9 protein-coding genes are annotated in these 10,977 nt (G+C 39.9%); 1 reads left to right on the top strand and 8 read right to left on the bottom strand.

Annotation, left to right across the window (positions count from 1 at the left end; all coding sequences use genetic code 11):
• Positions 1-23 precede the first annotated feature (23 nt).
• From ACIQ7N_RS01055 to ACIQ7N_RS01085, 7 genes are all read right to left on the bottom strand, one after another.
• Positions 24-911, bottom strand: coding sequence for a hypothetical protein (locus ACIQ7N_RS01055; RefSeq protein ID WP_402929660.1), 888 nt, complete (start codon positions 909-911; stop codon positions 24-26).
• Positions 912-1,048: 137 nt separating this feature from the next.
• Positions 1,049-1,258 (bottom strand): hypothetical protein, encoded by a 210-nt coding sequence (locus ACIQ7N_RS01060; protein ID WP_402929661.1) that lies wholly within the window; start codon positions 1,256-1,258, stop codon positions 1,049-1,051.
• Positions 1,259-1,295: 37 nt separating this feature from the next.
• Positions 1,296-2,822, bottom strand: coding sequence for an NCS1 family transporter (locus ACIQ7N_RS01065; RefSeq protein WP_402929662.1), 1,527 nt, complete (start codon positions 2,820-2,822; stop codon positions 1,296-1,298).
• A gap of 196 nt (positions 2,823-3,018) precedes the next feature.
• On the bottom strand, positions 3,019-4,281 hold the full coding sequence (preA, locus tag ACIQ7N_RS01070; RefSeq protein WP_402929664.1) for an NAD-dependent dihydropyrimidine dehydrogenase subunit PreA: 1,263 nt from the start codon (positions 4,279-4,281) through the stop codon (positions 3,019-3,021).
• Positions 4,282-4,422: 141 nt separating this feature from the next.
• Positions 4,423-5,805 (bottom strand): NAD(P)-dependent oxidoreductase, encoded by a 1,383-nt coding sequence (locus ACIQ7N_RS01075; RefSeq protein WP_402929666.1) that lies wholly within the window; start codon positions 5,803-5,805, stop codon positions 4,423-4,425.
• Positions 5,806-6,165: 360 nt separating this feature from the next.
• Complete coding sequence (hydA, locus tag ACIQ7N_RS01080; RefSeq protein ID WP_402929668.1) at positions 6,166-7,569, bottom strand: dihydropyrimidinase; 1,404 nt, start codon at positions 7,567-7,569, stop codon at positions 6,166-6,168.
• Between the two features lie 66 nt (positions 7,570-7,635).
• Positions 7,636-8,880, bottom strand: coding sequence for a Zn-dependent hydrolase (locus ACIQ7N_RS01085; RefSeq protein ID WP_402929670.1), 1,245 nt, complete (start codon positions 8,878-8,880; stop codon positions 7,636-7,638).
• Positions 8,881-9,018: 138 nt separating this feature from the next.
• On the opposite strand from ACIQ7N_RS01085, the gene ACIQ7N_RS01090 reads away from it, so the two are divergent.
• The gene (locus ACIQ7N_RS01090; protein WP_402929672.1) at positions 9,019-10,188 is read left to right on the top strand and encodes a PucR family transcriptional regulator; all 1,170 of its coding nucleotides are present in this window, start codon (positions 9,019-9,021) and stop codon (positions 10,186-10,188) included.
• Between the two features lie 224 nt (positions 10,189-10,412).
• On the opposite strand, the gene ACIQ7N_RS01095 is transcribed toward ACIQ7N_RS01090, so the two are convergent.
• The gene (locus ACIQ7N_RS01095) at positions 10,413-10,796 is read right to left on the bottom strand and encodes a DUF378 domain-containing protein (protein WP_402929674.1); all 384 of its coding nucleotides are present in this window, start codon (positions 10,794-10,796) and stop codon (positions 10,413-10,415) included.
• Positions 10,797-10,977: the final 181 nt, after the last annotated feature.

Below are 10,977 nucleotides of genomic sequence, written 5' to 3' on the forward strand. Positions count from 1 at the left end.
TTTCAACCCTGATTTTAGTTTTCCTAAATCCTACGGCTTATGTTGGAATTCGCCGCTAAAACTTTGAGTTTCGCCGCCAACCAAGCAAAGAACGCCGCTAAACTATAAAGTTTCGCTGCTAACAAGCTTTTTATCAGCGATTGTCGGAAGTTTATCAGCGATTTTGCTGTTTTTATCCGCGATTGTTGGAGGTTTATCAGCGATTTTGCTGTTTTTCCATCCGTCGCCTTGGCTGTTCTTTCCTTCGCTTCGGCTATTCTTTCCGTCACCTTGACTGTTCTATCCATCACTTTGACGGTTCTATCCACGACTTTGGCTGTTCTATCCACGATTTTGATGGTTACGACTTCTACAGGTCTTTCCGTCGCCTTGGCTGTTATTTCTGCTTTGCCTGTTCTTTCCGTCGCTTTGGCTGTTCTTTCCGTCGCTTCGGCTTTTCTTTCCGTCGCTTCGGCTTTTCTTTCCGTTGCTTTGGCGGTTCTTTCCGTCGCTTCAGCTCTTCTTTCCGCTTTGCCTGTTCTTTCTGTCGCTTTGGCGGTTCTTTCTGCTTTGCCTGTTCTTTCCGTCGCTTCGGCTGGTCTTTCCGTCGCCTTGGCTGTTCTTTCCTTCGCTTCAGCTCTTCTTTCCGCTTTGCCGGTTCTTTCCGTCGCTTCAGCTTTTCCATCCGTCGCTTTGCCTGTTCTTTCCGTCACTTTGGCTTTTCCATCCGTCGCTTCGGCGGTTCTTTCCGTTTTGCCTGTTCTTTCCGTCACCTTGGCTCTTCTTTCGGTCGCTTCGGCCGTTCTTTCCGTCACCTTGGCCGTTCTATCCATCACTTTGACGGTTCTATCCACGACTTCGGCTGTTCTATCCACGATTTTGACGTTTACGACTTCTGCGGCTCTTTCCGTCGCCTTGGCTGTTCTATCCATTACTTTGACGGTTCTATCCACCATGTGAGAAATACTTTCAACTGGTTATAGCCATAAACCACCAGCTTTGAGTAAAAACATACGTAAAAAAACTCTATTCCATCATGAAAGGCGTGAATGGAATAGAGTTTATTTTGTTATTGTAACAACGTCTGTTCTTGGAGCTTTGCTGAGAAGTATTTGCGGGCATCTGCTGTTAGAATTTGCATCAGAATAACCTCTTCTTGACGGGCAAATTCTACAAACATTCCACTTAGATTTTCATAAACATATTTGATTTTATAGCCACTATCTAAATAATGATCTACTTTTTTTATTTCCTCTGTGCTTTGTTGATGTTCTGACATGCAATCACCTCACCTTTTTTGTGAATATCTTGGGTGGTTAATTTTTATTCAGACCTTTGATTTCTAGCAGCGGATCTGGTTGTTCAACGACATCATTCTCTTCTGGAACGACAGTTGGAGCAGGCGTTTGCTGCTGTCCAAATAGTTCATCCAAATTGTGACCGACTGTAATTCCTAAATATTTTGCATCACTTGGATCCTCTAGCTCAACTTGAGGGTATTTTTTGAACCACCAATACTTCGCTAATACATAATATACAAGTGCCCCTACAAAGAACCCTACTAATGAAGAATAAGTGGAAAATATATTTGCCACTGCACCACCGATAATCCAAGCGATTAAACCAGCTAAGTTAAAGCCCTTCAAATATTTAAACTGACCATCTAAGTCATAAAGTGCTTTTACATGCACACGACGTTTACGGATTAAATAATAATCGGCAAATAAAATACCAACGATCGCTGTTAAAATTCCCCCGATAATTAAAAGTGCATTGACTAACACATTAAATAAACTCCATGGTTGTGCTAGAATACCAATGATTCCTGCAATAACAACCCCTACCCAAAACGGCACTTTTGGCCCACCAATATTCGAGAAAATTGTTGCAGCCGGGATAACATTTGCAGAGGTGTTAGTCGACCATTGTGCTAATACAATCATTAACAATAAGATTCCTAAAATAAAGCCACTTGCACTTTGCTGTAGTGCATTGATCGGATCAGCAGAGGCAACAGCCATATAGCACACAGCACCAATTGTCACTATGAAAGTATTTGTAATCGGCATGACGATTAATGAGCCGACCAGCTGTGTTTTATTGCGTTTGAACCAGCTGCGTTCATTTTTTGGTGCTTTAAAGAAGCGTGACAGTGAAGGCATATCGGCTGCTAGCGTCGACCAAAATCCCATATTCGCCATAATCACTACCATAAATGCCGTGAAGGCTGAGAATCCTGTTGTTGGCGCTTCCACCCACGTCCAAATATTTTTCCCTTGAGCTACTGCATTATCTGCCAATGTATAATACATCCAACAGGAAATTAAAATGATAACTGGTGCTGCTAAATCTGCAAAGCGTTCAATAGATTTAATACCTAGTGATGTATTAAATAACTGAAGAGCTGCAAAGACAATGAAACAGACAAACCAATTATCAAAACTAAATAGTAAATTTAAAATGCCGTTTATCGCTAATGCTCCAAAATAAGTATTCAGACCGAACCAACAGGCGGCTGTTACACCCCTTACAAGTGACGGAATATGTGTGCCAAATGTACCGAACGGAGCACGCATATATACTGGGAATGATAAGCCATGTTCAATGCCTATATCTCCAATTAACGTCATAAATACACCAATTAGACAAGAGCCAATCAACGTTGCTAAAATTACCATTGGCAATGGTAAGCTTATGATGGCCGTTCCACCGATTGCAAAAGCCGCTAATACAATTGCCATCCCTATCCAAATTACTGCAAAACCAAATGTTCCAATATTTCTTTGTTGATGTGTCACTGGAAGTAAATCTGGGGATTTTAAATAATTCCCATCACGTTCCATATAATCTCTCCTTTTTATAAAAATTTCCGTGACAACTTACATGAGGTTATTCCTTCCTTCAACAAAATTGCTGAAGGAAGATGGAATTTCAGTTTATCTTCCTTCGACCAAATACTCCCTCCTTAGAAGGTAGTGCGACGAATGAAGATTAAGCCTACAACGCAATTAAGCCAAGGCGCAATTGATTTTAGACTTTTTACTTAGATAGACTGCTAATTAAAGATTGACGTTCATTCCAAGTCATTGGTGGAACTGTTGATTTACGTTCAACCATTGTGATGGCATCATCTACAGGACAAACGATTGAGCATAAATTACAGCCTACACAATCCTCCTCCCGCACTTTCAGCATTGGGCGGCCATCTTCGGAATATAAGTCGATACATTGATGCGATGTATCCTCACATGCAATATGGCACTTGTTACAGTTAATGCAAACATCATTATTAATTTCCGCCACGATTTTATAATTTAAATCCAAGTCACCCCAATTAGAAAATCTGGAAACTGAGCGACCTACTAAATCCATAACAGTAGCAATGCCTTTATCGTCTAAATAGTTATTGAGTCCATCGACCATATCCTCAACAATACTAAAGCCATGATGCATCGCCGCTGTACAAACTTGCACGCCCGTAGCGCCCATTAATATAAACTCTGCAGCATCTTGCCAATTGGAAATACCACCAATGCCTGAAATAGGAACATTAATTAATGGATTCCGAGCACATTCTGCTACCATATTGAGTGCAATTGGTTTAACGGCAGGACCACAATAGCCACCATGTGCACCCTTTCCTGCTACATGAGGCACTGTATTCCATGTATCTAAGTCGACACCGGCTAAGCTGTTAATTGTATTAATCATACTAATAGCATCTGCTCCACCTCTTGTGGCCGCTTCTGCCGTTACCGTAATATCGGTAATGTTCGGTGTTAATTTCACAATTACTGGCGTTTTCGCTGCCTCTTTCACCCAGTACGTTTGCTTTTCTACTAATTCAGGTACTTGACCAGAGGCAGACCCCATTCCTCGTTCTGCCATCCCATGTGGACAGCCAAAGTTAAGCTCAAGACCATCAACACCCACATCTTCTACTCGTTTAACAATCTCATGCCATTTTTCTTGCTTTGGCTCTACCATTAAGGACGCGATAATTGCGTGATGCGGAAACCTTTTTTTCGTTTCATAAATTTCTTGTAAATTTACCTCTAACGGACGATCCGTAATCAGTTCAATATTATTGAAGCCAGCTACTCTTTGTCCGTTAAAGCTAACAGCTGCAAAGCGTGAAGAAACATTTAAAATCGGATCCCCCAATGTCTTCCAGACAGCACCACCCCACCCCGCTTCAAATGCACGTTGTACTTGATAGCCTGAATTCGTTGGCGGTGCCGACGCAAGCCAAAATGGATTCGGCGATTTGATGCCTGCTAAGTCAATACGTAAGTCTGCCATAGTTGTTCCTCCTTTATGCAATCTCACTTGGTTTATCAATTATCCCTCGGCACAATTGCGTCGAGTTCCTCTATTTCAGCGTGCATTCGCCTCACCATCTATAGAGATGGGAAGCTTCTGCAACATTCACTGTACCTGTCGCTATGCTTTCGGTACAATAGACACTTTGCTGAAAGAAGTTAAACGTTCATGGATCTTTTTTGCTGCGTCTTTCCCTTGCTGTACAGCGGTTACAACCATCGCCTCGCCCTGGCCATTTCCGAAGACTACATCTCCACACGCAAATACTTTGTCATTCGAAGTTTGCATTGTCGTTTCATCAATATCGACAACACCATTTGTATGCTGTAAGCCAAAAGCTTCAATCAATGACACAAAACGCGTTTGCCCAATTGCCTTAATAACAGCATCCACTTCAATAATAAAGTTGGACCCCTTAATCTCCTCAGGTCTTTGACGACCATCAGCACCTGCTTCACCGAGCCTCATTTTTACACATTCAATACCTACGACCTCACCTGACTCATTGCCAATAATTTTTTTCGGTGCTGTTAACCACTTAAACTCCACATTATCCTGCTTGGCAAATTCATACTCAAATTTGTACGCCGTCATTTCCTTTTGTGTTCTTCTATAAAGAATTTGAACATTGTCAGCACCTAAGCGCACTGCACATGTAGCACCGTCAATCGCGGTATTTCCCGCACCAATGACAGCCACCCGCTTCCCAACTATATCTTTTGTAAGCGGTCCCATTTTTGTCTTTCTGACAAACTCTATCGCATCATGTACTCCGTCTAAATCTTCTCCTTCAATGCCCAGATTCGGCACAGCTCCCATACCAACTGCTAAAATAACACTGTCATATTGCTCCAAAATTTCTTCAGCAGAAATATCTACACCGACAGTTGTGTTCGTTTTGATTTCCACACCAAGCTTTTCGATTTGTTCAACTTCCCAATCAATGACTTCATTTGGTAAACGGAACGACACTATACCAAAGCTCCCTAAGCCACCAGCTTTTGCTTCAGCTTCATAAATAGTGACCTGATAACCAAATCGACTGAGTTCACGCGCAGCCGATAAACCAGCAGGACCTGCACCAATAATTGCTACCTTCTGTCCATTGCATTGCCCTTGCTTAAATAGCTGAACACTCGTTGACATTGCCCAATCTGTTGCATAGCGCTGTAGCTCTCCGATTTTAATTGGCTTTGTTGAGGAATTTAACACACACGCCCCTTCACATAGTTCCTCCGTTGGACAAACCCTTGCACAGCTTGCACCAATTGGATTTGCTTCTAATATAGTCGTAGCAGAGCCCTTCATATTACCAGAAGCAATTTTTTTTATGAAATTTGGAATTTGAATACTCGTTGGACAGGCTTTAATACATGGTGCATCGTAGCAATATAAACAACGATTAGATTCCTCTATTGCTTCATTCTTTGTCATCCTACTAGTCAATTCCATAAAATTACGTGTTAACTGCTGGGACATTGCATTTTCTTGATTCGGAGCCATTTCCACATCCCCCTCATGTGTTCATTTTTTCCTTCTTAGTGGCTCATCACCATAACGTGTGGTTAATTTTCGTTCCGGCTAGGCACTTCCCCAAGGGTGTCCGATTTGCTGTGCTTCGCTTGCGAGGAAACATCCGCTTCGCTGCATGGTCCCATCTGTGACGCTAATCCCCAAGGAGCCACCAGCCTCCACTTCACTCAACCTATATACATGGCATTGAACATATGTCATCCACAACTTTTAGTGATGCGCCTTAATAATTTCACCAAGATTCATCTCGCCATCTATTGAGCCAGATGTAGCTAAATGAAGAGATAGACCGATTACTCTGTTCTCCATCCAAAGCAATCGGTCATTATGCTAAATGTTTAGTGCTTCTGCAGTCGTTGTTTTTAATGCACGTTTTATATATTGCCCGCTACCTAGTACACCAACAAATTCTTTATTTTTAATGACATATTCGCCACGTACTAGTACGCTTACTGGTTCACCTGTTACTTCCCATCCCTCATATGGGTTATAATCTACGTTCATATGATGTGTTTTCGCAGAAATTTCTCGTTTTACCTCTGGATCAAAAATAACGATATCGGCATCAGAACCGATTGCAATCGTTCCTTTTTGTGGGAATAAACCAAATATTTTTGCTGCACTTGTGGAAATCATATCGACAAACTCATTAATAGAAATTTTTCCTTTCGCCACACCTTCTGAATATAAAATACTAAAGCGATCTTCAATAAAAGGCCCACCATTAGGAATTTTAGAAAAATCATTTATTCCTAACTGCTTTTTACCCTTGAAACTAAACGAGCACTGATCAGAGCCAATTGTTTGTAGTTGTTTTGCTTTTAGAGCATTCCATAAATGATCCTGATGGTATTTCGGTCGAAGTGGTGGGGACCAAACATATTTTGCACCCTCAAATCCTGGTTGTGCTAAAGCAGATTGATCCAAAGTTAAATATGGTGGACATGTTTCACCATAGACGTCATAGCCTTTTTCACGCGCAGCAATGATCTCATCTACTGCCTCTTTACAAGTAACATGTACAACATAAAGGCTAGCGCCCGCGATATGGGCTAACTCAATCGCACGTTTTGTCGCTTCGCCTTCTAATTCAGCTGGACGAGTAAGCGCATGATAAATTGGCTCCTTATGACCTGCACGTCGCGCCTCTTCTACAAGCTCATCAATAACAGAACCATTTTCACAGTGCACCATAACAACGGCACCGAGGTCTTTCGCTATTTTAAAAGCTTTAAAAAGGGTACGGTCTGAGGCTTGAAATTCTTTCGCATAAGCCATAAATACCTTGACAGAAGTAATACCCTCTTGCTCTAGGATCTGCGGCAATTCGGCTTCCGTTTCAGTGGTTAAATCACCAATCATTAAGTGGAATCCGTAGTCTATGGCTGATTTCCCCTTCGCCTTGTCATGCCACTTTTCAACTGCATCTGAAAGTTTATCCTCGCCAGCTGTTAAGCAGAAATCCAAAATAGTAGTCGTCCCACCAAAAGCCGCTGCAATGGTACCAGATTTCCAATCATCATCAGTCACAGTATTGTTAAATGGCATATCTAAATGTGTGTGTGGATCAATTCCTCCTGGCATCACATATTTACCGGTAGCATCAATAACTTCTGCCCCAATGTCAGATAAATTTTTGCCAATTTGAACAATTTTTCCGTTTTCAATTAAAATATCTGCCTCAAAAACATCTGCAGCTGTTGCCACTCGTCCACCTTTAATAATTTTTTTCATTCTGCCCCTCACCCTTCGTAAAATAATGGAGAATGCTCAATCATGACAATGTTAGGAAAACCTACTTTAAGGTAACGTGTAAGTTTCCCCCATACTGAACTTTGTTTGTAGCGTCAACACTGTTTCTAGTAATACATCTGCTCCTTTCGCACAATCCTCAAATGTTGTTTCCTCATCCTCGCAATGACTCTTACCATTAATACTTGGTACGAAAATCATCGCTGATGGAACAATGCTTGCCATGTATTGCGCATCATGTCCTGCCCCGCTAAACATTCGGTGAGCAGTATAACCAAAGCTCTGACAAGCCCTTTCCACTTCATTACAAATATGAGTATCAAAATAGACTGTATCTCTACCCCATAGCTTAACTGGCTTAATGCTACAGCCCATATCCTCTGTAGGGAGATTATTCAGTATGGCCTCTACCTTTTGCATGACCTCTGGTTTTTGATGACGTGAATCTATCGTAAATGTCACATTGTTCGGTATCACGGTATGAATATTTGGTGAAACATTCATTCGCCCAAATGTAAACACTAACTGTTCATCGATTTTTCCGAGCTCTTCATGTAAATACGAAATGATTTTTGAAGTTACGATCATCGGATCTTGACGCATTGACATCGGTGTCGTTCCAGCATGATTGGACTGTCCCGTAACCGAAATTTCATAGCACACCATACCTAATACACCTTCAACAACACCAATTTCCAACTGCTTTGCCTCTAGAACAGGTCCTTGTTCGATATGCAATTCGATATAAGCTAGTGCTTCCTTTAAACGATTTTCTTGATCTCCTTCATAGCCACTTGCTTGCAGTGCTTCTTTGAAACTAGTGCCGTTTTTGTCGATAGATTGCAGCATTTTTTCTTTGTCGAATTTCGCTGAAATAACCCCAGAGCTCATCATGGCTGGATCAAAACGAGCACCTTCTTCATTCGTGAAATTCACAATCATGATCGGGATATCTAGCTCAATCTCGTTTTCTTTTAATGTTCTAATGGCCTCAATAGCCGTTAAAACGCCTAATACACCATCAAATTTCCCACCCTTTTCAACGGAATCTAAATGCGACCCCATAACAATTGGAGGGACATCCTTTTTCCCAGGTAAAATGGCATAAACATTACCCATATCATCGATTTTGATGTCCATCCCTAATTCATCACAACACGCACAAAAATAGTTTCTTGCTAATACATCCTCTTTCGAAAGAGACAAACGAGTTACGCCACCATTTTCAGTAGCTCCAAATTGACTAAATTGTGCAATTAACTCTTGCAATCGTCTACTATTACACTTATACATATGCAAGTCCTCTCTTTCACAGTAGTTATACACATTCTATAAAAGATAAAAATTATGAGATATAGATAGTAAACTAAAAAAATATGTGCATCTGCACATAATATATGGTAAGTTATGTTCATAATAAGGGGGGAGAAAATGGGGACAATTCGCAAAATTGTAGAGGGAGTTCAATTCCCAATGCTAACATTAATAGCTGGACATAACGGAACGTATCGAAGAGTTACAGGGATTAACGTTGTAGAAAGCATCGATTTAATTATGTTTTGTAGACCTAATGAATTAGTCGTGACTACAGGTATTAATTTATCTTCTGATGGAGATTCCTTAGAGCAACTCGTAAAACTAGCTTTCACTAAAAAAGTAGCTGGTTTCATCATTAATACTGGCCCATATATTCCAAATATACCAGAATCAGTCATCTCTTTTGCCAATGAACATAATTTCCCTATTTTTCACATGCCATGGAATTATCGAATAGCCGATCTATTAAAAACAACATTTCAATTTATCGCCAATCACCATCAAGAGCTTTCTATCGAAGAAAAGGTCCTTTATAACTTACTTTTTCACTACAAACAAAACGCCAACTATATTAAAGATCAATTAGCACTACTAGGTTTTCCACAAGGTAGGGAACTAGCCATTATTTCATGTACAACAAATGGAGCACAAGCTAATATTGACCGTTACGAGGTCATGATCCAATTTGCATTTCAAAATAGATATAAACGCTTCTTAAAACTTAAACATAAAAATTACCTCATCTTTTTAATCGACAGAGCACAAATCAATACACCAAATACTCCCTTCTCAAAAGTTGTTGAAGAAATTTACGACAAAATTACGCAAAAAAATGGTTACTTGGATATTATCATAGGTAAAGGAAATTATCATAAAGAGCTTGAAAATGTCCGCAAAAGCTATGATGAGTCATTAACAGTAATCCAATTAGCAAAGCTTCATAACAATCGCTTCCTATATAAATATAAAGAAATTGGTGCCTACAAAATTATTATGGCCGTGCAAAATCAAACATTAATCAAATCATATAGCCAAGACATCTTAGGTCAGCTTTATCGCTATGATGAATTGCATAACTCAGATTATGTACAATTTCTACGCATTTATCTCGATGAAAATGGAAGTACCCGTAGGATTAGTGAACGTCTATTTCTTCATCGCAATACAGTACTTTATAAAATAAAAAAAGTAGAAACACTATTAGATATGGACTTAAGTAATCCATTTACAAAAACAAATCTCTATATTGCATTTTTGATTGAGGATGTGTTAACGCACCAATAAATTTTATCACCATAAGATTTCTATTTTAAACGCCCAAAATCCAGTTTATTGTTTTGTCCATATACTATTGCTAAGTGATTGCGGCTAATGAAGGGCTTCTAGTAAAAATCCGCTTCCCCATCAGGGTGCAAATCCCTTATATCTTTGCGGATTTTTATGTTAGCCATAACGAAAAAACTGATGCACCAAAATGGTCATCAGTTTTTTGAGGAATAAACTCGAGGTTATTTTTTGTTTTTCTTTTTATTTTTACTATGTGAATCCTTTTTTTCTTCTTTTAGCACATTAGTCGTTTTTAAAGCAGTAAAATCTGCTTCATCACCAAACTCCATACCATAGTTTGGATTTCTGTCTATGCGCGTATGATGGTCATGGTGGTCATGATTTAAATCAGGAACAAGATCTTCGTCCTCATCAAATCGCATAATAAGAACAGGTAGAGATATTAGTCCAGCTATTCCAACGAATGCATAAATCCATCGTGACAATACTGCTGTTTGTCCACCGAACAAATAGGCAACTAAATCAAACCTAAAGAAACCTATAAGTCCCCAGTTGATTGCGCCTATGATGACTAACACTAAAGCGATTCTATAAACTACGCTCACGTTTACACCTCCTTCACTTGTAAATACGAAGCCAGTAATACACCGGAAGTTCATTCTTCACATGTATATTAAGCGTCGGTATTGCAAAAAAATTGTCATAACAAGTGGTAAAATTACAAATACTTATTGTGTAAATTAACTCGCTCATTTTGACGGTCTTATTTTTAGCAGTAACCGCTTA

This window comes from Lysinibacillus sp. NPDC095746 (assembly GCF_044763535.1).
Taxonomy (GTDB): Bacteria; Bacillota; Bacilli; order Bacillales_A; family Planococcaceae; genus Lysinibacillus.

Bases quoted from the DNA above. Each gene is read 5' to 3' on its own strand.
- ACIQ7N_RS01055 (WP_402929660.1), bottom strand. From the start codon at position 911: ATGGATAGAACAGCCAAGGCGACGGAAAGAGCCGCAGAAGTCGTAAAC.
- ACIQ7N_RS01060 (WP_402929661.1), bottom strand. From the start codon at position 1,258: ATGTCAGAACATCAACAAAGCACAGAGGAAATAAAAAAAGTAGATCAT.
- ACIQ7N_RS01065 (WP_402929662.1), bottom strand. From the start codon at position 2,822: ATGGAACGTGATGGGAATTATTTAAAATCCCCAGATTTACTTCCAGTG.
- preA (WP_402929664.1), bottom strand. From the start codon at position 4,281: ATGGCAGACTTACGTATTGACTTAGCAGGCATCAAATCGCCGAATCCA.
- ACIQ7N_RS01075 (WP_402929666.1), bottom strand. From the start codon at position 5,805: ATGGCTCCGAATCAAGAAAATGCAATGTCCCAGCAGTTAACACGTAAT.
- hydA (WP_402929668.1), bottom strand. From the start codon at position 7,569: ATGAAAAAAATTATTAAAGGTGGACGAGTGGCAACAGCTGCAGATGTT.
- ACIQ7N_RS01085 (WP_402929670.1), bottom strand. From the start codon at position 8,880: ATGTATAAGTGTAATAGTAGACGATTGCAAGAGTTAATTGCACAATTT.
- ACIQ7N_RS01090 (WP_402929672.1), top strand. From the start codon at position 9,019: ATGGGGACAATTCGCAAAATTGTAGAGGGAGTTCAATTCCCAATGCTA.